Annotated in this window: 19 protein-coding genes and 2 tRNA genes; 13 read left to right on the top strand and 8 right to left on the bottom strand. The window is 64.9% G+C overall.

Translation table 11 applies throughout. From position 1 onward, the window contains the following. The first annotated feature begins 42 nt into the window (after positions 1 to 42). The 3 genes from KTQ42_RS17995 (at position 43) to rnk (ending at position 2,173) form a co-directional block, all read left to right on the top strand. Positions 43 to 1,053, top strand: a complete 1,011-nt coding sequence (locus KTQ42_RS17995) for a class 1 fructose-bisphosphatase (RefSeq protein WP_217346713.1) — start codon at positions 43 to 45, stop codon at positions 1,051 to 1,053. 62 nt (positions 1,054 to 1,115) lie between these two features. Next, positions 1,116 to 1,191: transfer RNA gene (locus KTQ42_RS18000), tRNA-Thr, on the top strand. Between the two features lie 577 nt (positions 1,192 to 1,768). Continuing rightward, entirely contained in the window at positions 1,769 to 2,173 is a 405-nt protein-coding gene (gene rnk, locus KTQ42_RS18005) for a nucleoside diphosphate kinase regulator (protein ID WP_217346714.1), read from the top strand. A gap of 27 nt (positions 2,174 to 2,200) precedes the next feature. Here the strand turns inward: rnk and KTQ42_RS18010 are convergent, their stop codons facing one another. The 3 genes from KTQ42_RS18010 to KTQ42_RS18020 form a co-directional block, all read right to left on the bottom strand. Then, positions 2,201 to 3,616 carry a hypothetical protein gene (locus tag KTQ42_RS18010; protein ID WP_217346715.1) on the bottom strand — a complete coding sequence of 472 codons (1,416 nt, stop codon included), beginning with the start codon at positions 3,614 to 3,616 and terminating at the stop codon, positions 2,201 to 2,203. Positions 3,617 to 3,675: 59 nt separating this feature from the next. Beyond that, the gene (locus tag KTQ42_RS18015) at positions 3,676 to 5,076 is read right to left on the bottom strand and encodes a DUF2142 domain-containing protein (protein WP_217346716.1); all 1,401 of its coding nucleotides are present in this window, start codon (positions 5,074 to 5,076) and stop codon (positions 3,676 to 3,678) included. 339 nt (positions 5,077 to 5,415) lie between these two features. Then, the gene (locus KTQ42_RS18020) at positions 5,416 to 5,931 is read right to left on the bottom strand and encodes an NUDIX hydrolase (RefSeq protein WP_217346717.1); all 516 of its coding nucleotides are present in this window, start codon (positions 5,929 to 5,931) and stop codon (positions 5,416 to 5,418) included. A gap of 192 nt (positions 5,932 to 6,123) precedes the next feature. Here KTQ42_RS18020 and KTQ42_RS18025 point away from each other — a divergent pair. Then, positions 6,124 to 6,200: transfer RNA gene (locus KTQ42_RS18025), tRNA-Arg, on the top strand. A gap of 215 nt (positions 6,201 to 6,415) precedes the next feature. Continuing rightward, positions 6,416 to 7,303: a hypothetical protein gene (locus KTQ42_RS18030; RefSeq protein WP_217346718.1), complete on the top strand. Its 888-nt coding sequence runs from the start codon at positions 6,416 to 6,418 to the stop codon at positions 7,301 to 7,303. An 87-nt stretch (positions 7,304 to 7,390) separates the two neighbouring features. Here the strand turns inward: KTQ42_RS18030 and KTQ42_RS18035 are convergent, their stop codons facing one another. Next, a complete protein-coding gene (locus tag KTQ42_RS18035) occupies positions 7,391 to 7,693 on the bottom strand; it encodes an HU family DNA-binding protein (protein ID WP_323744872.1) in 303 nt (100 codons plus the stop codon). 306 nt (positions 7,694 to 7,999) lie between these two features. Here KTQ42_RS18035 and KTQ42_RS18040 point away from each other — a divergent pair, with 306 nt between their 5' ends. From KTQ42_RS18040 to KTQ42_RS18050, 3 genes are all read left to right on the top strand, one after another. Continuing rightward, positions 8,000 to 8,440, top strand: a complete 441-nt coding sequence (locus KTQ42_RS18040) for a CBS domain-containing protein (RefSeq protein ID WP_217347036.1) — start codon at positions 8,000 to 8,002, stop codon at positions 8,438 to 8,440. A gap of 8 nt (positions 8,441 to 8,448) precedes the next feature. Further along, positions 8,449 to 10,587: an elongation factor G gene (gene fusA, locus KTQ42_RS18045; protein WP_217346719.1), complete on the top strand. Its 2,139-nt coding sequence runs from the start codon at positions 8,449 to 8,451 to the stop codon at positions 10,585 to 10,587. 133 nt (positions 10,588 to 10,720) lie between these two features. Continuing rightward, entirely contained in the window at positions 10,721 to 12,472 is a 1,752-nt protein-coding gene (locus tag KTQ42_RS18050) for a tannase/feruloyl esterase family alpha/beta hydrolase (RefSeq protein WP_217346720.1), read from the top strand. A gap of 84 nt (positions 12,473 to 12,556) precedes the next feature. On the opposite strand, the gene KTQ42_RS18055 is transcribed toward KTQ42_RS18050, so the two are convergent. After that, a complete protein-coding gene (locus KTQ42_RS18055) occupies positions 12,557 to 13,255 on the bottom strand; it encodes a hypothetical protein (RefSeq protein WP_217346721.1) in 699 nt (232 codons plus the stop codon). A gap of 302 nt (positions 13,256 to 13,557) precedes the next feature. Here KTQ42_RS18055 and KTQ42_RS18060 point away from each other — a divergent pair, with 302 nt between their 5' ends. The 3 genes from KTQ42_RS18060 to KTQ42_RS18070 all read left to right on the top strand — a co-directional run bounded on the left by KTQ42_RS18060 (position 13,558) and on the right by KTQ42_RS18070 (position 16,495). Beyond that, entirely contained in the window at positions 13,558 to 14,946 is a 1,389-nt protein-coding gene (locus KTQ42_RS18060; protein WP_217346722.1) for a hypothetical protein, read from the top strand. A 134-nt stretch (positions 14,947 to 15,080) separates the two neighbouring features. Beyond that, the gene (locus KTQ42_RS18065) at positions 15,081 to 15,353 is read left to right on the top strand and encodes a hypothetical protein (protein WP_217346723.1); all 273 of its coding nucleotides are present in this window, start codon (positions 15,081 to 15,083) and stop codon (positions 15,351 to 15,353) included. A 248-nt stretch (positions 15,354 to 15,601) separates the two neighbouring features. Then, positions 15,602 to 16,495, top strand: coding sequence for a hypothetical protein (locus tag KTQ42_RS18070; protein WP_217346724.1), 894 nt, complete (start codon positions 15,602 to 15,604; stop codon positions 16,493 to 16,495). A gap of 92 nt (positions 16,496 to 16,587) precedes the next feature. Here the strand turns inward: KTQ42_RS18070 and KTQ42_RS18075 are convergent, their stop codons facing one another. Both KTQ42_RS18075 and KTQ42_RS24270 read right to left on the bottom strand, forming a co-directional pair. Then, positions 16,588 to 17,952, bottom strand: a complete 1,365-nt coding sequence (locus KTQ42_RS18075) for an erythromycin esterase family protein (protein WP_249222813.1) — start codon at positions 17,950 to 17,952, stop codon at positions 16,588 to 16,590. Positions 17,953 to 18,056: 104 nt separating this feature from the next. After that, positions 18,057 to 19,379, bottom strand: a complete 1,323-nt coding sequence (locus tag KTQ42_RS24270; protein WP_283093277.1) for a hypothetical protein — start codon at positions 19,377 to 19,379, stop codon at positions 18,057 to 18,059. A gap of 392 nt (positions 19,380 to 19,771) precedes the next feature. On the opposite strand from KTQ42_RS24270, the gene KTQ42_RS18085 reads away from it, so the two are divergent. Together KTQ42_RS18085 and KTQ42_RS18090 are read left to right on the top strand one after the other, a co-directional pair. Next, positions 19,772 to 21,415: an ATP-binding domain-containing protein gene (locus KTQ42_RS18085; protein WP_217346725.1), complete on the top strand. Its 1,644-nt coding sequence runs from the start codon at positions 19,772 to 19,774 to the stop codon at positions 21,413 to 21,415. A gap of 92 nt (positions 21,416 to 21,507) precedes the next feature. Further along, the gene (locus KTQ42_RS18090) at positions 21,508 to 23,334 is read left to right on the top strand and encodes an alpha/beta fold hydrolase (RefSeq protein ID WP_283093278.1); all 1,827 of its coding nucleotides are present in this window, start codon (positions 21,508 to 21,510) and stop codon (positions 23,332 to 23,334) included. 161 nt (positions 23,335 to 23,495) lie between these two features. On the opposite strand, the gene KTQ42_RS18095 is transcribed toward KTQ42_RS18090, so the two are convergent. Beyond that, positions 23,496 to 23,933 (bottom strand): universal stress protein, encoded by a 438-nt coding sequence (locus tag KTQ42_RS18095; RefSeq protein WP_217346726.1) that lies wholly within the window; start codon positions 23,931 to 23,933, stop codon positions 23,496 to 23,498.

Consider the following 23,933-nt stretch of genomic DNA (forward strand, 5'->3'; position numbering starts at 1 on the left):
AACAATTAACGATTAACGATTAAAGCCATCACGAAAGCCACTATGAAACGTATCAGCCTGACCCAGCATCTCATCGAAGAGCAGCGCCTGCACAACACCATTCCCGCCGAACTGCGGCTTCTGATCGAAGTCGTCGCGCGCGCCTGCAAGACCATCAGCCACGCGGTAGGCAAGGGCGCGCTGGGCGAGGTGCTGGGCACGAGCGACGCCGAGAGCGAAAACGTGCAGGGCGAGATCCAGAAGAAGCTGGACATCATTTCCAACGACATCCTGCTGCAGGCCAATGAATGGGGCGGCCACCTGGCGGCCATGGCTTCCGAGGAAATGGAAACCATCCACCCGATTCCCAACCGCTACCCGATGGGCGAGTACCTGCTGCTGTTCGACCCGCTCGACGGCTCGTCCAACATCGACGTCAATGTCTCGATCGGCACCATCTTCTCGGTGCTGAAGGCGCCGCACGGCATGACGGTCCCGACCGAAGACGCCTTCCTGCAGCCCGGCAGCCAGCAGGTCGCCGCCGGCTATGCGGTCTACGGCCCGCAGACCGTGCTGGTGCTCACCACCGGCAACGGCGTGCAATCCTTCACGCTGGACCGCGAGATGGGTTCCTGGGTGATGACGCAGAAAGAGGCGAAGATTCCCGAAGATACCAGGGAATACGCAATCAATGCCTCCAATGCCCGTCACTGGTATGAACCGGTCAAGCGCTATGTCGACGAAATGCAGGCCGGCAAGACCGGCCCGCGCGGCAAGGACTTCAACATGCGCTGGATCGCCTCGATGGTAGCGGACGTGCACCGCATCCTGACCCGCGGCGGCATCTTCATGTACCCCGCCGATGCCCGCGACCTCGACAAGCCGGGCAAGCTGCGCCTGATGTACGAAGCCAACCCGATGGCCTTCATCGTCGAACAGGCCGGCGGCGCCGCCACCGACGGCAAGCAGCGCATCCTCGACATCCAGCCCGAAAAGCTGCACCAGCGCGTGGCAGTGTTCCTGGGCTCGAAAAACGAGGTGGACCTGGTAACGTCCTACCACCGCGACGCCTGATCCGCGCCGATCAAGATTGATGTGGCAAGTTGCGCGGATTTCTTGTTAGAATACGCGTCTTCGCTGATGTAGCTCAGTCGGTAGAGCAACTGATTCGTAATCAGTAGGTCGGACGTTCGATTCGTCTCATCAGCACCAGGGATTAAAGGGAGTTGGCCTGAAGCCAGCTCCCTTTTTCGTTTCTGACCAGGTGGTCGGTAGCGGCCGGGTCTCGGTCACGCCAGGCCGAGCCCATCGTTGACGATACCGGCGAAGCCTATATACTCCACCCGGTCCAGCCAGCCCGCAGCCGCAGAATTCACAGTGAACAAGCCCCGCATTCCCCTGAATGACGATGGTTCTTGCATGAGCCATGGGAAGCCGCGCCTGTCTGCTTTTGCCCTTGCCGCTGATTTTCCCATGCATTGCCTGGCTGCGCCTGCGGTGCCGGTGTCGGTGCCACGGATCGGCAGCGCATCCTTGTCCGTCCGGGATCTTGCCTGCCTTTCCTGGGCTCGGTGAGCGCCTGACAACCCCCGGTTTTCCAGCCTCCCGAGCCTGCCCCGCTGCAACAGCTTGCCGCCTTGCCGGCGTTGCGACGACATTTGTCGCGCATCGCCGGCAAGCCCCACCTGACTGACTAAATTTCGTCCCGTGCAAGCCGCACAGGGAGTGCCGCCGCCAGTCAGTTCCCTTAATGCGTAATCAGGCTTAATGCCTGCCAGGAGTGCCAACCATGAAACCATCCATCACCGTATCGTCGCAGGACCTTGAACGTATCGAGGCCTTGCTCGACACCCTGCCGCCGGATTCCCCGGCTGCGCAATCCCTGCGCGAAGAACTCGACCGGGCCGACATCCTGCCGCCGCAGGAGGTGCCGCCATCCGTGGTGACGATGCGCTCGACGGTGCGATTCCAGATCGACGAGTCGCCGGAAACCTTTTGCCTGACCCTGTCCTATCCCAGGGAAATGCCGGATGTGCCCGATGGCATTTCCCTCCTTACCCCGATCGGCACAGCGCTGCTGGGTTTGACGGTGGGCGACAGCATGGATTGGCCGCGGCCGGACGGTCAGCTGGTAAGGGTCAGGATCGTCGAGGTGCTCTACCAGCCCGAGCGCGCGGGTGATTTCTCCCGGTAGGAAGCCTGCCGCTGCATTGTGCGTATCTCAGGCCATGCCGCGTTCCCCATGCGGCATGGCGCGGGCGCCAGCCATCCTCACCCGGCGTTCCCGCAGCATGTCCGCCGCCGCCATCACGCCGCCCAGCAGCCCCGCGAACACGGTCCAGATCACATAGCGATAGTCCGCTGCCGTCGCCAGGAAAAACAGCGACGCCATATTGGCGATGCCGCTCAGGGCGACTGTGGCGGCCAGCAGGTTCTCATCCCGGTTGCCGCGTGCGCCATGCAAGCGCTGCCAGGCCAGCGCCAGCGTGGCGATGCATAGCAGCAGATAAAGCCAGGGCTTGTAGAAGAGGGTTGCGGCCAGGCGGTCGAAGGCGCGGAAAAAGCTGCCGGCGCGCTGCTCGCTGATGTGGTTGAAGCGAAAACCAAACTCGTTGTCGTCGATGCCCGGATGGTAGGGGTAATAAATTTTGGGAACGCCGATGCCCAGCATGGTCAGGAACAGGTGGCCGCGGTGCTTGAGATAGATGGCGGGATTGGCTGCTACCACCTTGGCCCAGTCGGGCAGCAGGCGGCTCTGGAATGGCTCCGGCGGGAAAGGCCAGACGACGGCCCAGTAAGGATAATTGGTGTCCGGCACGCGTACCCGCGTCAGGTCCTGCAGCAGCGGGCCGCCGCTCACCCGCGGAATGTAGGGCGGTATCACGTCCTCGCCGCGCGCCAGCGAGATCTCGGCCAGGTCCCATACCAGCAGGGTGCCCAGGCCATTGCTCTTCTCGGCATTCGCATTGAGCGCGGCAATGCCCTGAAAGTAAGCCAGGCTCAGCGCCGCCACGACAAGCAGGGCCGCGCCGGCCTTCTTCAACGCCGGCAGTCGCGAGCGCGTCACCATCGAATAAGCAAGAAAGCCCATCAGGAACACGCCGGGAATGAAGCCGTTAATTCTGACGGCAATGGCATAGAACAGCGCCAGCGCGGCAAGCAGCAGCCAGCCCCAGTGCCGATGGCGCAGATAGCCCAGCAGGGCCGCGCAGGCCAGCGCCAGCATGCACATCATGCCGACATCCTTCCAGATGTGCAGCGAGGTAATCACCAGCGGCGGGCAGAAGCCAATCGCCAGCAGCAGCGCGATGCGCCAGGCCAGGCGGCGCGCCACCAGCAGCGCAAACAGCGCCACGGTGAGCCAGTAGAGGATCTGGTGAAACAGCAGCATGGCGCCGGTGTTGTCGCTGGCGCTGGCAAAGAAGCGCCACAGCATCACCATGATGACCGGGTGCGCATCGTTGAGCGTGGCCAGTCCCTTTGCCTGCCGGTACTGGTACAGGGTGTCGAAGGACATGAAGCCCGGGGAAAATACATAGGCCAGGGCCAGCGCGCAGGCCAGTGCGATCAGGCAGGCCAGCCCGGCGCTTCTGGCATTGCCGCGTGGGCTGGCGGCTTCTCGGAGATGTGCATCCATAGGTCGGTAAGGGTTGGAGAGCATGGGTGCCAGGGCAGGTCGGGGCCGCCCTGACGGGGTCAGATGGCGAAATAGCGGTAGATCAGTTCCTGCGGCAGGACGATGGACAGCATCAGCAGATAGAGATAGAGCAGCGACAACCCGATGATCCTGCGATTGCCCGACACCAGCGTGGCCTGGCCCTTGAGCGCATAGGCAAGCAGGATGCAGGGCACCAGGAAATACCTGCCCTGGACGCCTTCGATCAATGCGGCGGGATGCTTGCTCCAGGTAACCAGCAGCAGGAAGAACACCAGCAGCAGCGAGGCGCCGGCGCAGGCCAGCAGGCAGATGCGCACCCGCCAGTCCTGGCGCAGCGTGGACCACTGCACCGACAGCGCGGCCATCGCGGCGCAGAACAGCAGGGAGAGGTTGTAGAACCAGTCCTGGAACTGCAGGTCGAGCCAGCCCAGCTTGCCGATAAAGGTCTGCTGATAGACCTGTCTGGTCTCGCTATCCATCAGGGTAGCCCACAGCACGGAAGGAAAGGCCAGCGGCTTGCTGAGGTAATAACTGATGACTTCGCCCAGCGAGCTGCTGCGCGCCACCCGCAGGTCTATCGTGTAGCGCATGGCGATGAACAGCCATGCCAGCGCCACCACTGTCAGGCCGGCACACAAGGCGAGGTCGAGCGCGCGCCTGCGGTAAAAGTAGATCACGAGCGGCAGTGCCAGAAGCGGCAGCAGATGGGTGCGGCTGTTGACCAGCAGCAGCAGCGCAATCCCGAGCAGCCAGGACATCCACTTTGGAAAAGCCATGCTGCGGTCGCAGGCCCGCATGAACAGCGAGAGGCACAGGATCGCCAGCGCCGTAGTGGTGCCGTCCAGCGTGGCCGACACCATCTGGAACACCGTCATCGGCAAGGCCAGCAGGGCCAGCGCCAGGAAGTTGGTCGGGTAGATCCGCGCGGCGAAGAACAGCAGGCCCAGCGTGGCGCTGAGTGCCAGCAGCCGCGCCAGGCGATAGGACAGGTCCACCGACAGATCAAGCGCCTGCCCGATCAGCAGGCCTGCAGCCTGCGGCAGATAGACCAGCGGGAAGTAATAACCGGTGCCGGGCGCGATCGAAAAGTTGGCCGTGTGCTGCCAGCGCGACTGCCTGGCATGCTCTATGGTCTCGCGCGCCACCGTGTGCTTTTCCTCGAACGGCAGATGGGTGAAGCCATCCATGTACTGCAGCAGGCCCTTGTCGATATAGCCGCCTGAACTGGTGTTGGGCGGGCTGACCAGCGTCAACTGCCCCTTCGACAGCAGGTAGGCGCGCTTGATATGGTCGAATTCATCCGGCGACTGGAATGGCGGAATGATCGACGACAGCATGGTGCCGATGAAGATCAGGCAGGCGATCAGCTGCGTTCTTCGGTTCAGAAGACGGATGCTCCTTGTTCGGATGGAATGGAATGTGGCGATATGTGTATTCATGTTGTCGTTGTCAAGCGCGAATGCCAGGCATTGCCTGCCGGGCATTCGCCACAGCCATGCAAGCGGCTGGCGACGAAGCGCTTTTACCGGCGCCTATCCGCGCAGGCCTGAGTGCGGCAATAACTGTTCGCCAGAGACCAGCCGGGGACAGCCATTGCACTTGTCAGTGTTTACAGGACTTATGCGGTGTCAATCCGGCTGTCGCCTTGCCAGGCGAACATGGCAGTCTGACAAGGCGTCCCTGTTTTAGTTGCTGCAGCGCGCACCGGAGAAGATTGCGCTCAACAGTTGGATGATTGACTTTGGCCGCCGCGGGGAGGAAATGGTACACGAAGCGACCTACCAGTCCAGTGACAGCAACCGCTGCGCCATGCGCGGCCAGCACAGGCTGCGGACCTGATCGCGGTCGGCCCAGCAAAAGCCGTCCACTTCGGGCGTGGCCTTGCCGGTAACGTGATGCGGGAAGTGGCTGGTGCAGCAGAGATGGTCGAGGCAGTCGAGCGTGTCCGGGGCGCGGACCCGGTAGAGATGCAGCCGCTTGTCGGGCCGGTAGTCAAAGCTGCCGAGATCCTCGAAGGCGCCGCTGTCGAAGGCCAGGCCGGCTTCCTCGAGCAGTTCGCGCATGGCCGCCTGCAGCGTGGATTCGCCGGGGTCCTGCATTCCCTTGGGAATGTCCCAGTTGCGGGTGCCGGTGACATGGCAGAGCAGGACCTGGCCGCGCTGGTTGATGACCAGCGTGCCGCAGGAGGTGGAAATTGGTTTGCTGGAAGCGGACCTGGGAGGCATGGTGTCGATGGCAACGATAGGAGTGGAATGGCCTGGCGTTACTATAGGCAGACGGCGGCCGGTCTGCATGGTTTTGTGATGTGGCAGACATGACTTACCTCGGCACAAAAATTTCCCTGGGCATTGCCGATCGTGAAAACCTTTGTTAGAATCCCGGCTCCTGACGACGAAGAGCAGTTAGCGAGTCGCAGAAACAGTCATTTTTGATGGCCTTGCCGTCAAGACCGGACAAACCGTTTTAAAAAGACGGTGCATTACCAAGCGGCTGTAGCTCAGCTGGATAGAGTACTTGGCTACGAACCAAGGGGTCGTGGGTTCGATTCCTGCCAGCCGCACCAATTTAAGGGCCAGATCGAAAGATCTGGCCCTTTTTCTTCTCATGCTTCCCCGCACATCTCCGCCTTCCTGTCAGTTGCCGTGTTGGAGGTGCCTCAATAAAGGATGTGCGCTGTCGTACTGATGCTCTGCCGTAGCGGATTTAAGATAGGGTTTTCAAACACATCCTGCGGCACGCTGCCTTGAGCAAACTCTCGCGCCCTGTGCCGCCACCATCATGGCCTATCGTCCTCGCCGCCTGCGTTTGCTCCAGGCCATCTCGTTTGCCGCCAGCCTTGCCGTTGCTGCACTTGCCCATGCCGCCGACGGCGCCGAGGCGCTGCGCCAGAAATACACGGAACTCAAGCCCCGGCTTGCCAGCAACCAGTTCGGGCAGCCGCTGTATATCGAATCCACCGAAAGCCCGAAGCAGTTGAAGGGCGAAGCCTATGCGCTGCTCGACTATCCGCTGGACAAGGTAGCGGCCGCGCTGAAGACGCGCGAGCAATGGTGCGACGTGCTGATCCTGCATCTCAACACCAAGTACTGCCACGCCGCGGAAGTGGGCGGCGGACCGGGCCTGACCGTCTATATCGGCAAGAAGGACCCGCAGCCGCTGGACCAGGCCTACCGGGTCGACTTCGCCTATCGCGCCGACAGCACGCCCGAGTACCTCGATGTCAGGATGTCGGCCGACAAGGGGCCGGTGGGCACCAGCGACTACCGCATCCTGGTGGAAGCCGGCGCGGTCGACAGCCGCAGGACGCTGCTGCACCTGACCTATTCCTATTCCTACGGCATGGCCGGCAAGCTGGGCATGCAGGGCTACCTGGCGACCGTTGGCGCGAGCAAGGTCGGCTTCACCGTCACCGGCGACGAGGGCGGCAAGCCGGCCTATATCGGCGGCGTGCGCGGCGTGGTCGAGCGCAACACCATGCGCTATTACCTGGCGATCGATTCCTATCTGAAGGAGGTGGACGCGCCCAAGACCGAGCAGTTCGAGCGGCGGCTGAAGGACTGGTTCAGCGCAACGGAACGGTATGCGCGCCAGTTGCGCGAGGTCGAGCGGGAGGAATACATGGACATGAAGCGCGCTGAATATCAGCGGCAGCGGGAAGCGCGTTAAGCCTGTTCAGCCTTTTAAGCCGCTTGCGCGGCCGGGGAAAACTGCGCGGCGCAGTGCGCCGCGCATGAACTGCTCAGCAAGCCTGGCTCAGATCTTTACCTTGGCGATGATTTCCTTCAGGGCCGGCGCGGCCTTGAAGCGGGCGTTCTTGGATGCCTTGATCTTGAGCTTTTCGCCGGTGGCCGGGTTGCGGCCGGTGCGGGCTGCGCGCTTGGTCACGCTGAAGGTTCCCAGGCCAGGAATCGAGCAACGGCCTTCCTTCTTCAGGTCGGTGTGGATGATGCCAATCACGGTGTCGAGCACGCGGTTGGCTTCCACCTTGGTCAGGGTATGGGTCTGCGCAATGTGATCGATCATTTCTGATTTTTTCATGGTACTTGCCTGTGAGATAGAGGGGCTTGAATTTTAGCGGAATAACAAGCGCAAACAGTAGCCGTCAGCACGCATTTATTGCAAATAAAACGCCGGATGTGCCTATCTGGCCGCATGAAAGCCTGATCAAGCCCAAAAACACCGCAGTCGCCGGCCTGATCCGCGCCAACAGCGCCTCATCGCCGCCCATGAAGCGGGCGATAGTGTCTATACTGCTTCCATCCGATTCGTCATGCGCCGGCGGAACACCGCTTTCCTTCGGCGCGGCAGCACGCTGCAGGCAAGGCCATTTTCCGCATGATCAACCCAGCGAAAGGATGAATGATGAAGACCGTTTCCCAGATACTGCATGCCAAGGGCGGGACCGAAGTGCATACCATCAGTCCCGGTGAAACCGTGCTGGAGGCGATCCGCCGCATGGCCGAGCACGGCATCGGCGCGCTGGTGGTGACGGAGGGCGGCGCGATCGTCGGCATGGTCAGCGAGCGCGACTATGCGCGCAAGGTCATCCTGATGGGCCGCAATTCCGACCAGACCGCGGTGCGCGAGATCATGAGTCCCACGGTGCTGTATGTGCGGCCGCAGCAGAGCAATGAGGACTGCATGGCGCTGATGGCCAACAGCCGGGTGCGCCACCTGCCAGTGATGGAGAGCGGCCGGCTGATCGGCCTGATCTCGATGGGCGACCTGGTCAAGGACATCATCTCGGACCAGCAGTTCACCATCGAGCAGCTGGAACACTACATCAGCGGCCAGCATGCCTGAGGTGACGCATGGCCACCGGTCCCATCACGCGGTCGGATGGCGCAGCGGCGGCCACGCCGGTCGCGCGCTACCGCAACATCGGCATTTCCGCCCATATTGACGCCGGCAAGACCACGCTGACCGAGCGCATCCTGTTCTACGCCGGCATCAGCCACCGCATCGGCGAGGTCGACGAAGGCTCGGCCACGATGGACTGGATGGAGCAGGAACAGGAGCGCGGCATCACCATCACCGCCGCCGCCACCACCTGCTACTGGACCGGCATGGATGGCGGCCGGCCGGCCCACCGCATCAACATCATCGACACGCCCGGCCATGTGGATTTCACGGTCGAGGTCGAGCGCTCGATGCGGGTGCTCGATGGCGTGTGCATGCTGTATGACGCTGTCAGCGGCGTGCAGCCGCAGTCGGAAACCGTGTGGCGCCAGGCTGCCAGATACCGGGTGCCGCGGATAGCCTTCGTCAACAAGATGGACCGGGCCGGCGCCGATTTCTTCCGGGTGCGCCAGCAGATCATCGAGCGGCTCAAGGGCACGCCGGTGCCGCTGCAGCTGCCGCTGGAGGAAGGCGCCGGCTTCAATGGCGTGATCGACCTGCTGACGATGCGCGCCGTCGTCTGGGAGGAGGAAGGGCAGGGGCAGCGCTTCCATGTGGCCGAGATTGCGGCGCAGGACCTGCAGCGCGCTGCGCAGTGGCGCGCCGGACTGGTGGAAGCGGCGGTCGAGAACGACGACGCGCTGCTGCAGAAATACCTCGACGGCGCGGAGATTTCCATCGCCGAACTGAAGCAGGCGCTGCGCCGCCGCACCATCGCCGGCGAGATCATGCCCATGCTGTGCGGCAGCGCTCACCGCAACCGCGGCGTGCAGCCGCTGCTCGACGCCGTGATCGACTACCTGCCGGCGCCATCGGACCTGCCGCCCGTGGTCGGCATCGACGGCGAGGGCAAGCCGGTCGAGCGCGCGCCCGACGGCAAGGCGCCGTTTGCCGCGCTGGCCTTCAAGATCATGACCGACCCGTTCGCCGGCCAGCTGGTCTACTTCCGCGTGTATTCCGGCACGCTGCATTCCGGCGACACGGTGTGGAACACGCTGCGCGGCAAGCGCGAGCGCATCGGCCGCCTGCTGCAGATGCATGCGAACCACCGCACCGAGATCAGCGAAGTCCATGCCGGCGACATTGCCGCGGCGGTCGGCCTGAAGACGGTATCGACCGGCGACACCCTGTGCGACCCGGCGCATCCGCTGTTGCTGGAACAGATCGCCTTCCCCGAGCCCGTGATTGCCCAAGCGGTGGAGCCGCGCACCCAGGCCGACCATGACCGCATGGCGCATGCGCTGGAACGGCTGGCGCAGGAAGATCCGTCCTTCCATGTGCGCATCGACCCCGAGTCGGGCCAGACCGTGATCTCCGGCATGGGCGAGCTGCACCTGGAAATCCTGGTGGAGCGCATGCGCCGCGAATTCAGCGTCGATGCCCAGGTCGGCGCGCCGCAGGTGGCTTACCGTGAAACCGTGCGCGGCGTTTGCGAAGCCAGCGAGGGCAAGTTCATCCGCCAGTCGGGCGGGCACGGACAGTACGGCCATGTGGTGCTGAGGATCGAGCCCTTGCCGGCTGGCGGCGGCTTTACATTCGCCGAGGCGGTCAAGGGCGGCGCCATTCCGCGCGAATTCATTCCCGCAGTGGAAAAGGGCGTGCGCGACGCAATGGCCGGCGGCGTGCTGGCAGGCTATCCGCTCACGGACCTGAAGGTCATGCTGACCGGCGGCTCCTGGCATGAGGTCGATGCCAGCGAAAACGCCTACCGGGTCGCGGCCGCAATGGCATTGCGCGATGGTTGCAGGAAGGCCGGCGTGGTGCTGCTCGAACCCGTGATGGCGGTTGGCGTGGAAACGCCGGACGAGGATACCGGCGACGTGCTGGGCGACCTTGCAAGCCGGCGCGGCCAGGTGCGCGGCATGGATGAAATCGCCGGCGGCGGCCGGCTGCTGCGGGCCGAAGTGCCGCTGGCGGAAATGTTCGGCTACGCCACCACGCTGCGCTCGCTGACGCAGGGCAGGGCCAGCTTCAGCATGGAGTTCCTGCGCTATGCGAAGCTGCCCGTCGGCTTGGCGCAGGCGGTGGCTGGCGGCAGGCAGGCCCGGTAAGGCTTTCAGGCGCCGGACGGGCGCCGTTTGCCCTCTGCACACATTGCGCCGACTCAATCTTTCCCGGGTGTTTGTTTCCTATGATGCTACTGTCGCCATCGCGGCCATAACGATACGAACAGGAGCAGGAGACATGACCTTCAACACAAGGAAACGCCACGCCACGCCCGTCACCGTCGCGGTGCTGGCGGCACTGGGCCTGTCCGCCTGCGGCGGCGGCGGGAACAGGCACGACAGCAGCCTGGCGCCCACGCAGGCGGCAATGACCTGCGCCCAGCTGGCCGGCATGACGATACCGGCTTCCGGCATCGGCCTGGCCACCACCGGCGCCGCCGTCACCAGTGCAACCGTGGTCCCGGCTGCCGGCAGCGGCGCCAGCGCGGTCGGCGAATACTGCCGGGTGCTGGGCGACATCAATCCGGTGGATGCGACCGCTCCCAAGATCAAGTTCCAGGTCAACCTGCCGGAAAACTGGAACCGCAAGGCCATGATGTTCGGCGGCGGCGGCTACAACGGCACCATCGCCACCGGCGTGGCCAATGTGCCTGCCGGCCCGACCGACAGGCAGGTGCCGCTCGGGCGCGGCTATGCCACCTTCGGCAGCGATTCCGGCCACCAGGCCAACGCCAACGGCAGCCGCGACGGCACCTTCGGCGCCAACGACGAGGCGCTGCGCAACTTTGCCGGCGACGCCATCAAGAAGACGCGCGATACCGCCATGGCCATCATCAGGGCGCGCTATGCGGACACGGTGCAGAGGAGCTATTTCGCCGGCGGCTCCACCGGCGGGCGGGAAGCGCTGCTGGCGGTGCAAAACTGGCCGTCCGACTTCGACGGCGCCATCGTGCTGTACCCGGCCTGGAATGCGGCCAGCCTGGACCTGCAGTTCGGCCGCATCACCCGCCAGCTGGCCCAGCCGAATGCCTATCCCAACCGCGCCAAGCGCCGCGTGCTGTATGACGCCGCCATCGCCGCCTGCGACACCCTGGACGGGGCGCGCGATGGCGTGATCAGCAATGTGGTCGCCTGCAATGCCAGCTTCAATCCAGCGACCGCCACCGTTGACGCGTCGCCGGGCGGCCAGCCGGTACGCTGCGCCAACGGGGCCGATACCGGCGACGCCTGCCTGTCGGATATGCAGATCGCGTCCTTCAATGTGATCAACACGCCGCTGCAGCTGAACTATGCGCTGGCCAGCGGCGAGCGCAGCTATCCCGGCTTCAATACCTGGGGCACCGACTTCGGCAACCCCGGCGCCGACCCGCTGCAGCCCACGGTGCTGACGCTTTCGATGGGTACCGAGCAGCCAGCCAACCCGATGCCGGCGGTCACCGCCGCCAGCATGCCGCCGTATTTCAGTACATTCTGGGACCAGTGGGTGAAGTATTTCGTCACCCGCAATCCCAACTTCAACTCACTGCAGCTGGACCCGCAAAATCCCACCATCTGGCAGAACCGGATCGTGGAGCTGACCGGCATCCAGGATGCAAACCGGACCGACCTGTCGGCCTTCCAGTCGCGCGGCGGCAAGATCCTGATGGCGCATGGCTCGCACGACGCGCTGGTCAGCACCCGCGCCACCGAGCAGTATTTCGGCCGCATCCGCAACACCATGGGCGTCGCGGCGGTGAACGGCTTCATGCGGTACTACGAAATCCCGGGCTATGGCCATTCCACCAGCACGGTGTTCAATGCCGCATGGGACTCGGTGACGACGCTGGAGAACTGGGTGGAGAAAGGCATTGCGCCGCCGGCCCAGGTGGTGGCCGACCGCACCGGCGTGCCGGGCCGCACCCGGCCGTTGTGCGAGTATCCGACTTTCCCGCGCTACAACCTGACGGGTGACATCAACGCAGCGGCCAGCTTTACCTGCGCACCGCAATAAGCGGGTAACGCATCGTAAAAGGCCGGGCAGGGCGCAAACCGCATCGCGCCCCGCCCGGCCTTGTTGTTGCCCGGACTGCCTGGGTTATTTGGCCGCGAAGCAGTACAACAGGCCGGCGCCCCCGGTGCCGCGCAGCGCTTCCTGGCCGCAGCCACGGCTAGGATGGGAGGAATTCCATGAGAGCGCAGGCGGCTCGGTATTCAAGCCCATGCGGTCATGGTGGCCCACCATCGCAGCGCCTTCGCCGCTGCTGGTCCAGTTGCTGCAGGTCATGTCCTTGTCGCCGCTGAAGGCGCGGCCATCGGGCTGCGAGCCGGTCAGGATGTCATGGAAGTTGGGCTGGTCGGTGCGGCCGTTGACCTTTTCACCTTTTTCCGTCAACGCGGTTTCCTTGTTCAGGTTGTTGGTGCCATGCAGGCTTTCCACGTCCTGCGCGATCACCACGCCCCTGGCGTTCTGCCACGGGCCGCGGCCGATGCGGTCGCGCGCATTGACCGCCGGCCCCATGCCGTTGGCGCTCGTGCTCAGGTAGGCGCGCCAGGTATGGTCGCCCGCGCCTGCCTTGGCGGCCAGGTTCTGGCAGATCTGGTCGGCGCCAGTCAGGCCGCCCAGGTTGGCGCCCTTGCCGCTGCCGGCGCTGGTCACGAAGAAGGTCATCGGGCTGCCAGCCTGTGCGGAGGCGTTGCCGCCCGGAGCAAAACGGCTGCCGGCACAGCCGGCGGCAACAGCGGCGAGGGTAAGGCAGAGAGCGAGGCGGGCATGGCGGTTGCGGGTAAGACGCATGGAGTGTCTCCTGTTGTGTGCGGCGGTGGAAGGCAAACGTCAACCATGTTGACGCATTGAATGGTAAGTCAGGCGCGCCGCCGCCACAACATGCCGGCGGGCGCATATTCCGTATGTGCTTGCTCGATTCGGCAGCATGCGCGCGGGCGCGTTGACACCCCATGCACCAGCCTCTATGGTCGCGGGGTGGCGCGGCATGCGCCTTGCTCACAGGATCAGCGCAACGCAGGGAGAATACGGCATGCGGCTCGGCATGGTTGGTGGTAATGGCATTGGCGCCGGATAGGGCGGGCGCGGCCGGCATGGAAGCGACGTCCGATGCATGGCGCGGGCTGCTCTATCTCGCCGCCATTGTCACCTTCCTGCTTGCCACGGTGGCCCATTTGCCGGTGCTGCTGCCGGCGGCCGCGCTGCTGGCGCTGCTGTCCATCCTCGCGTCCCTGCCTTCCTGCGGCCCGATTGCCCGCATCCTGGCGCTGCTGTTCCTGGGCGGCGGCTACCTCATGCTGTGGCGCAGCGGCCGGCCTTGGCCGGACTATCTGCTGGCCCATGGCAGCATGCTCTACCTGATGGCGCTGTTCTCGGTGCTGCCGCTGCTGTCGATCCCGGTGCAGCTCGGCCGTTACGGCCATTCGATCGAGGCGGTGCTGCGGGCCCGCATTGCCGGGCTGTTCCAGTTGAACTGCGTGGTCACGGTGCTGGCCTTCCTGTGCGGCTCCTTCATGAGCCTGGCGGCGGTGCCCATCATGATGACCAGCATTTCGCCAGTGACGGGCAGCTATCCGCTGCGCGATCCGGTGCGCTTTGCCACGGTGTCCACTGTGTTCGGCTATGTGCTGCCGATTCTCTGGACGCCGGTGTCGGGCGTGGTCGGCGTTGTGCTGCACGGCCTGAAGCTGGAATGGACCGCGCTGCTGCCCCTGCTGATGGCGATCTCGCTGGCCGGCCTGCTGCTGAACTGGCTGCTGTTCTGGCTGTTCGAACTGCGCGGCCAGCCGGCCGCGATCAGGGCGCCGGCGCAGCCGGCGGCCGACCTGCCGCAATGGCGGCCGGCCCTGCGCCATCTCGGCCAGATGCTGCTGGCCATCGTGCTGATGGTGGCCGCCATCGGCGTGCTGGACCGCCTGCTGCGCATCGGCATGCTGGCCGTGGTGACGCTGCTGGCGATTCCGTTTGCGCTGGCCTGGAGCATGACCCTGGGCCGTGGCCGCGACTTCCTGCGCGCGGCAAGGGTGCAGATGGCCTCGCGCCTGCCGCGCATGGCCGACCAGTTCGCCATCTTCCTGGCCGCTGGTTTCTTCGTCAGCGCCATGCATCTTTCGGGCGTGGATCATGCGGTCAACGAGGCATTCCTCGCGCTGCACAACACGCTGGGCACCCGCCTGTTCCTGATTTCGATGCCCTTCATGGCGCTTGCCGTTGCGATGCTGGGCGTGCATCCGCTGGTGGCGATCGCGCTTTTGGGCGAATCATTGAAGCCCGATGTGCTGGGCATCGATGTCAACCTGCTGGCCGTGACCCTGATCGGCAGCTCGGTGCTGACCTACATGCTGGGGCCATTCAGCGGCACGCTGGGCCTGATGCAGTCGCTGACACGGATTTCAAGCTACCGGCTGGCCTGGTGGAACCTGCCGTATGCCATCGGCTATGTGGTGCTCCTGGCAGCGGTCATCCTGCTGTACCGGCCATGATGCGGGCATGGCCGGTACGACAAGCCTGTTGCGGGAGGGCAAGCGCATCTGGCCCGTGCAGAACGTCTCTGGCCATGTCACGGGTTGTATAAGCCCATCCCGCCCATACCTGCGTGTTAAAGCAATCGGAGTCCATGATGAATCAACAGCATAACGACGAGCAGAACCCGGCCCGGAAACAGAGCAGGGAAGAGGCGCTGGAGCAGGAGGTGCGGCAACTCGCCTATCGCATGGCGCAGGCGCTGGCCGAGCTGGACTGTCCGGATTGCTGCGGCCCGGTGCATGCCTTCATCGAGCACGGCTGCGATGTCTATCGCGAGGAATGGGAATGGGCCTGCTTCGTGCAGGTGGTGCATCGAAGGCGCGGCGGCGCCGGTGGCGGTAATGGTAGTGGCGGTGGTGCCTGAAGCGCTAGGGCAGGCCTTTCCAGGCAATGTTGTCCCTGCTTGGCGCAACCTCCTTGAAACGATGTGATATCCGCACACGCCGCCTGAGCTGGCTCAGCCCGGGCGTTGGTTGATGCCACTGGCAGCCTGTCTGCCGCTAGCATCGGGCCTCCCATCATCAGGAGGAGCCATCCATACAAGCCACCATCCAATCCCTGCAACGTAGTGGCCGGCCCGCTTGCCGTGCGCCGGTACAGCACCGCAAGGCCATGCTTGTTTCCCCTCGGACCAATGTCCTGCCAAGGCCGCGGCCCGTAGTGCAGCGCTGTTACAGCCTGGACTTCAGCAGCGGGCTGGACAAGGTCGCTGGCACAGTCGATACCTCCAGTACGGCCGGCGCCGGCAGCATGGCCAGCGCTGCCACCCGGACCAGTCCCCGTCCGCGCGCCAGCGATCTGCTGCCACATCAGATCCAGCAGGTATTGCTGGTCTCCAAGGGCATGGCATGCCGCGTCGGCCAGCCCGTTGCCGACATTCAGGCGCAGTTGCTCATGCAGGCAAGCCATGATGAGCCTGTTGCCGGACCGGCGAACCTGGCGCCAGGCAATCCTGGTGCCTCACGCTTTGCCAATGTCGTGTCGCTCTACGATCCGGATGAAGAGCACAGGCAGGAGAAACTCTGGCTTGCCCGGTTTTCGCTGCAAGGGCGCGAAGCGGTTCATGCCCGCAGCATGGCGCTGAACTACACCCTGATTTCCGACCGTCCGTGGCGCCTCGTGCTGGGCGGGCTTGACCTGCGCGTGATCAGCCATGAGCGCATCCGTTGTGCCGAAGTTGTTTTTCCCGGCAAATGCCTGGTGCAGTTGAGCCTGGCCAAAGGCATGTTGCACGGATTCGATGGCGAGCTGGCCGGCACCTGTGCGGGCCTTGCCAGGCAGCGTTACTGGGGATGGTTTGGCCATGAAAACCGGCGCTGCGACGAGCCCGGCGAACAGGGCTGGGATGCCAATCTGCTGACCACCGTCGAGCCGGAGCGGATCTCGGTGATCGGTGATCGCGCCATTGCCTGGAGCACGCTCAGGCAATGGCAACGGGCGGTGCCTCTCGAAAAAACCGAGGAAGCACTCGCCTGGGAAATCGCGCGCATGTCAATGCCGTTCTAGGCGCTCCCCACGGCAATGCGGCAGAAAGGCAGCGGTTGCGCTGCCGGCAAGGCGTTCCGCCCTGTCTGCGCGACCTTCCGCCGCGCAGGTTGCTAGATGCCGGTCGGATAGGTTTCCGGGACGTCGTCATGCACCATGTCGGCGGGTGCATCGAGCGGCTTGACGGCCCGGGTGGTATCGAAATGCACGATGGCGTCGAACTGCCGGCCGAGCTCGCTCTGGAAGTAGTGGCTGACCCGTTCCGACTCCGGCAGGTAGACCACGCCGATGGCGCGCTCGAGCCGCTGGCCCAGCTGCTTCTGCAGGTCGGCATTGCCGCGCAGCGGAAGCAGGAAATCATGGCCGGTGCGGTGCATCAGGTTTTCATGGCTGTCCTCGCGTGACGGCCGCACATTCTTCAGCTGGGCCGGGCTGTCCCATTCCGACGCCGCCGTCACCGTGCCGGCATGGGTGGTGTAGCCCAGCAGGAAGGTCTGCTGCTCGCCATGGCGCTGGCGCACCAGCTGGCCCAGGTTGACCTCGCCATGCCAGCCCATCTCGGTGCAGCGGGCGTCGCCGATATGCGAGTTGTGCGCCCAGACCACCAGCCTGGCCTCGTCGCCGCGGCGCCGGCTCAAGTGCTCGCGCAGCGCATCCAGGGTGTCGGCCATATGGGTGTCGCGCACATTCCAGGACGCATTGCGGCCCTCGAACATGGCGCGGTAATACGCTTCGGCATTCTGCGCCACCCGGGCATTCTGGTGCGCATAGAACGCTTCATCGAAACCGGATACGCCGTCGATGCCGGCATATTTTTCGAGGTTGGCCGTCATGCCCATCAGCTGGCGCATCACTTCCGCCTCGCAATCCTTCTTCATGCCGAAGGTGGTGGCATAGCCATAGCGCTGCGGGTCCTCCGCCAGGTGATCGAAGCAGCTGTAGCGCTCCCGCGCGCGCCGCGCCGCTTCCGGGTCGACCCGGTTCAGATACTCTACCACCGACGACATCGAGCGGCGCAGGCTGTACAGGTCCAGCCCGTAGAAGCCGGCCTGATGCCTTTCCTCGGCAATGCCGCGATTGAACTCCCGCAGCCATGCCACCAGGTCCAGCACATCATGGTTGCGCCACATCCAGCGCGGGAAGCGTTTATAGTCGCCCAATGCCTGCTGGGCGCTGGCATCGCTGCCGCGGCCCTGGGCATGGCGGCTGACCCGCAATGCGTCCGGCCAATCGCATTCCACGGCAATGCCGGCGAAGTTTTTTTCGCGCAGCAGGCGCTGGCTGATCTCCATGCGGGAACGGTAGAACTCGTGGGTGCCGTGGGTGGCTTCGCCCAGCAGCACGATGGACGCGTCGCCGATGGCATCGAGGATGGCGTCGGTGTCGGTAACGCCGTGCAGCGGCACGGCGGCGGCCTTGATGGCCTTGATCACGGTGCGGTCGAACATGGCCTGTTCTCCTGAAAGCTTGATGGCCATGTGACTGCGGCATCCCGGGGAAGTGCCGTCATCGCATCGAGGAGGTTTGATGCGGACGAAAAAAAGCCGGCCTGTAAAGGCCGGCTTTTCTGCATGCGGCTTGCTTACCTGCCGTCGCGGTCCAGGTCGCCCGGAATCGCGCGCTCGACGCGATGCCATGCGGCACGGCTGGCGTGCTTGGCCTGGTCCCAGCTCAGGCGGGAAGCGCCACGCACGTTTTCCCACTCGCTGCGCAGTTGCGGCTCGGCCGTGTCGAAGTCGCTGTTGTAGCGGCCGCGGCTGTTGTAGCCCAGGCTGTATGCCGGTGCATAGTCCTCGTAGGAATAGCCTGAGGCATAGTACGGCTCGCGCTCATACGAACTGCGCCAGTAGGCATCTTCCTGGGCCGGATTGACCATGGCGCCGGCACCATGGCCGACTGCGCCGCCGGCCAGTGCGCCGATTGCAGCGCCTGCCGCCATGCCCACCGGGCCGCCGGCTGCGCCGACTGCAGCGCCTGCCATGGCACCGCCGCCTGCGCCCACGCCGGTGGAGAGGTTGTGCTCGCCGCGGTCATCCTGCGGCTTGGAGTTGACTACCTCACCGGCGCCCTTGCCAGCCATGCCGCCGGCAACCGCGCCAACCGCAGCGCCTGCCGCCATGCCGATCGGGCCGCCGGCCGCGCCGACTGCCGCGCCTGCCATTGCACCGCCGCCGGCGCCGACGCCCTTGGCCATGTTGTGGTCGCCCAGGTCATCGCCCGTTTTCGGGTTCACGACTTCGGCTGCGCCCTTGCCAGCCAGGCCGCCCGACACCGCGCCGATGGCTGCGCCTGCCGCCATGCCGATCGGGCCAGCCGGGGAACCCATTGCCGCACCGGCCAGCGCACCGCCGGTGGCGCCCAGGCCCGTGCCGACCACATGCTCGCCGCTGCTTTCACGCCATTTCTGCTCGAGGTGCATGGCATCCTCGTCCGAGCGTGCATTTACGCCCATCAGGATGCCGCCGCGGCGGATGCCTTCCTCATAATGCTTCACGCGTTCCTCGGGGATGCCCGAGCCGATCAGCGCGCCCAGCAGGCCGCCGGTTACGCCGCCGGCGCCGGCGCCGGCCAGTGCGGCCGCCAGCGGACCGGCAATCACCAGGCCCAGGCCCGGCAGGGCGATCGTGGTGCCCACTGCCGCAACGGCGGCTGCGATTGCGCCCAGCGTACCGCCAATGCCTGCGCCGATGCCTGCGCCTTCGGCTGCCTTGCTGCCCAGTTCGGTTTCAATCGACTGGTCGCCTGCAAAGTAACGGCTGCGGGTTTCATCGGACATCACCAGGTTCACGTCATCCTTGGTATAGCCGCGTTCCGACACTGCGTTATAGGCACGCTCCGCACTCTCGCGGTCGTTGAAGAGGCCGGTCACCATGCGTGGATTCTTGTTCTGATATGTATCAGCCATGTCGATCTCCTTGTTGAATGAAGGATTGCAGTTTAGACAATACAGTTGAGCAGGTATGTCGGCGCTTGGCCTGTGTTGGTGTAGGACAAAGGGAGGAAATTTCAGGAGTGGAGCGCTTGGTAAACCCGCATGGATTTTGACCGTGGGGCGTGATCCGGGTTCGGTGCAAACCTGGCGGTCGCACGGCTTGTTCATGGCTTCACAGCATGCGAGCGGAACCGAAATGCCAGATGGCTTGCGGCAGCTGGAAAGTCCTTGCGCATCCTGATGTGCGAGGGAAGCGTGCAAGGGGCCATTGCTTCTCATCGAATAAAGCAGGTTCCGGCTCCTAACCCGCGCCTGCAATACAATCGTGCCATTCCAACATTGCGCCGCAGCAGGCGCCCGAACGCATGCCGCAGATCTATCCTTCCGGCTGGCGCGAGCTGGCCGTCACGGGCGCCGCCGCCCGTGAAATCGAAACCCTGAACCTGTTCGCGGCGCGTCTGCCGGATGCGCTGACGGTCTACCATGGCGTGCACTGGACCAAGATCGAGAACGGCTTTTCGGTCTATGGCGAGATCGACTTCATCATCGTCGCGCCCAATGGCCGCATGCTGCTGATCGAGCAGAAGGCCGGCTTCCTGTCGGAGACGCCGGAAGGGCTGGTCAAGAACTATCCGGGCCGCACCGAGCACGTGCGCCAGCAGATGCTGCAGATGGTCGAAGGCCTGGCGGCGCGCTTCAACAAGACCGGCGGCGACAGGCTGGATGCGGATTACCTGCTGTACTTTCCCGACTACAAGGTGAAGAACCCGGCGCTGGCCGGCATCGAGCCGTCGCGCGTGGTCGATGCCGGCAACCGGACCCGGCTGGTCGAACTGATCACCGCCTTGCTGCCAATCACGCCCGAGACGCCGCAGCATGGCCGGGTGCGCAAGTTCCTGGGCGATGTGCTGCAGCTGACGCCCGATGCCAGCGCTATGGTCGGCCGTGCCGAGGAACTGGTAACGAGGCTGTCGCAGGGCCTGGCGGTGTGGGCGCGCCAGCTGGAATTCTCGCCGTTCCGCCTGCGCGTGGTCGGCACCGCCGGCAGCGGCAAGACGCAGCTGGCGCTGGCCGAATTCCATGCCGCGGTGGAAGCGGGGCTGCGGCCGCTCTATGTCTGCTACAACCGGCCCCTGGCCGACCGCGTGCAGCACCTGGTGCCGGCCGGCGGCCGGGTCGGCACCTTTCACATGCTGTGCGACACCTTTGCCCGCGAGTCGGGCGCTACGCCCGACTACAGCGCGCCCGGCGCCTGGGCCCAGATGGAAAAGGCCTTCGACAGCACGCCCATCCCGCCATCCTGGATGCACGATGTCTTGATCATCGACGAAGGCCAGGACTTCGCCGAGCCCTGGCGCGACGCCATGCTGCGCCTGCTGCGGACGGAAGGCCGGGCGCTGTGGCTGGAAGATCCGCTGCAGAACCTGTACGGCCGCTCGCCGGTGCCGCTGCCGGGCTGGGTCACGCTGCATTCCCAGTCCAATTACCGCAGCCCGCGCCAGATCGTCGAGCTGCTCACCGCCATCGTCCCCGACACCGAGCGCATCCAGGCAGCCAGCCCTTTCCTGGGCGTGGAGGTGGACTGGCTGGTCTATCCCGACAACGATGCCGTCGCCATGGCCGAAGCGGCCAAGCAGGGCATCACCCGCTGCCTGGCGGCCAATTTCGCGCGCACCGACATCGCGCTGCTGTCCTTCCAGGGACGCGCCCATTCCACGCTGCTGCAGGCCGACCGGCTCGGGCAGCACACCCTGCGCTCCTTCACCGGCGGCTATGACCTGCTGGGCAATCCGGTCTACCGCGACGGCCAGTTGCTGGCGGAGTCGGTGTACCGCTTCAAGGGCCAGTCGGCGCCGGCGGTGATCTTTGCCGAGATCGACTTCGAGGCGCTGGACGACCGTGTGGTGCGCAAGCTGTTCGTCGGCATGACGCGCGCCCGGCTCAAGCTGGTGCTGGTCATCAGCGAGCGCGCGGCGGCGCTGCTGCGTGCGCGGCTGCAGGCAGGTTGAGGCTGTCTGGCCGGCTTGACATGGGTCAATTTTTTGCGGCCTGATCGGGGTTAAGGTGCGCCGATCCGGCAGTAAGGATCAAGGAGCCTTCGATGAATGACATGACTTCCCCGCCGCTTTCGCAGGCGCTGACCAAGCCGACCGCATTGCCTGTGCATGAGCAGCCCGAGCGCAAGGCCAGCGCCTGGCTGGGCGCGCCCGCGCATGCCGAGCCGCCGGTTGCCGCCAGCGATATCGACCGCATGCTGCATGCCTGGATTGCGCGTTTTTCCGGCACCATCTCGCCGGCCTCGCTGGCCATGGCCTTCTTCGACTGGGTCGTGCATTTGCAGATCTCGCCGTCCAAGCAGCAGGAGCTGCTGGCCGAGGCCGGCAGCCGCTTCGCCCGGCTGGGGCTGTATGCACTGTCCTGCGCGCAGCCCGGCAGGCCGCCCTGCGCGCCGGTGTCGCCGCTGCCGCAGGACAGGCGCTTCGACGATCCGGCCTGGCAGCAATGGCCGTTCAACGTGATCTCGCAAAGCTTCCTTTTGAACCAGCAGTGGTGGCACCGCGCCACCTTCGGCGTGCGCGGCGTGGCGGCGCATCATGAGGACGTGGTCACCTTCACGGTGCGCCAGCTGCTCGACATGGCGGCGCCCTCCAATTTCATCGCCACCAATCCGGTGCTGCTGCGGCATGCGGTCAGCACCGGCGGCGCCAACCTGCTGCAGGGGGCGGCGCAGTTCTGGCTCGATACCATGCAGCATCTCAGCGGCCAGCGGCCGCCCGCCAGCGACCTGTACCGGCCCGGCATGAATGTGGCGGTCAGCAAGGGCCGTGTGGTGCTGCGCAACCGGCTGATGGAACTGATCCAGTACGAGCCCGCCACGCCGAAAGTGCATGCGCTGCCGCTGCTGATCGTGCCGGCCTGGATCATGAAGTACTACATCCTCGACCTGTCGCCGGAAAATTCCCTGGTGCGCTATCTGCTCGGCCAGGGCCATACGGTATTCATGATTTCCTGGAAAAACCCGGGCAGGGAAGAACGCGACCTGGGCATGGAAGACTACCGGCGGCTGGGCGTGATGGCCGCGCTCGGCGCCATCAATGCCATTACCGGCCAGGAAAAGGTGAATGCGGTCGGCTACTGCCTGGGCGGCACGCTGCTGGCGATTGCGGCGGCGGCGATGGCGCGCGACCAGGACGACAGGCTGGCCAGCATCAGCCTGTTCGCCTCGCAGGTCGATTTCAAGGAGCCGGGCGAGCTGTCGCTGTTCATCGACGAGAGCCAGGTGGCAATGCTGGAAGCGGCGATGTGGCAGCAGGGCTACCTGGACACCACCCAGATGGCCGGCGCCTTCCAGCTGCTGCGTTCCAACGACCTGATCTGGTCGCGCCTGGTCAACCAGTACCTGCTCAACCAGCCGGATGTGCAGAACGACCTGATGGCCTGGAATGCCGACGCCACCCGCATGCCCTACCGCATGCATACCGAATACCTGCGCCACCTGTTCCTGGAAAACGACCTGGCCGAGGGCCGCTACCTGATCGACAACCGGCCGATTGCACTGACCGACATCCGGGCGCCGATCTTTTCGGTGGGCACGCTGACCGACCACGTCGCGCCCTGGCGCTCGGCCTTCAAGATCCATCTGCTGACCGATACCGAAGTCACCTTCCTGCTCACCAACGGCGGCCACAATGCCGGCGTGGTGTCGCCGCCCGGCAAGGCCAACCGCCATTACCGGATCGCCACCCGCGAGCATCGCGACGCCTACGTCGACCCGGAAACCTGGATGAATTCGGTGCCGGAACAGCAGGGCTCGTGGTGGCCGGCCTGGGAATACTGGCTGGCCAACCATGCGGGCGACATGGTCGCGCCGCCCGCCATGGGCGAGGCGCTATGCGATGCGCCGGGCAGGTATGTGATGGAAAGCTAGGAGCCTGCGCGGCAGAAGGCGGCGCAGCGAAACGCGCGAAAAACGAGGACAGTTCGGTAGTGCCGACAAGCCCAGGGTGGTCCCCTGGGCGCAGGTGGTGATACCGAACTGGACCGTTTTCTCGCGCGTTGCAGCCGCCGACCCTTCTGCCGCGCAGGCTCCTAGCGCAGCACCATTACCGGCACCGGGCTGTAGGCCAGCACCTTCTGCGCCTGGCTGCCAAAGAAGAAGCGGCCCAGCGGGTCGCCGCCATGCAGGCCGATGAAGATCGCATCGGAGCCCAGGCGCCGTGCGGTATCCAGGATCTCGCGGTGCGGTTCGTATGAAGCGACGCAATAGCCGTCGCAGGTCAGTCCGGCTTCGTGGAGCAGGCGCTCGGCCTGCCCGACATGGCCGCGAGCCCGGGCCATTGCCCTGTCATTGAATTCTTCGGAAACCGGCGCCAGGCTTTCCGGATAGGGTTCGGCCACCGCCAGCGCAATCACCTTCGCATGCAGCGGTTGCGCGAACGCGATCGCCGCGGCCAGCGCCTTGTCCGACAGCGGCGAGCCGTCGACAGGCACCAGCAGAGTGCGGAATCGGGCGGGGCCGGCGTTCAC

It is taken from the genome of Noviherbaspirillum sp. L7-7A (assembly GCF_019052805.1).
Taxonomy (GTDB): Bacteria; Pseudomonadota; Gammaproteobacteria; order Burkholderiales; family Burkholderiaceae_D; genus Noviherbaspirillum_A.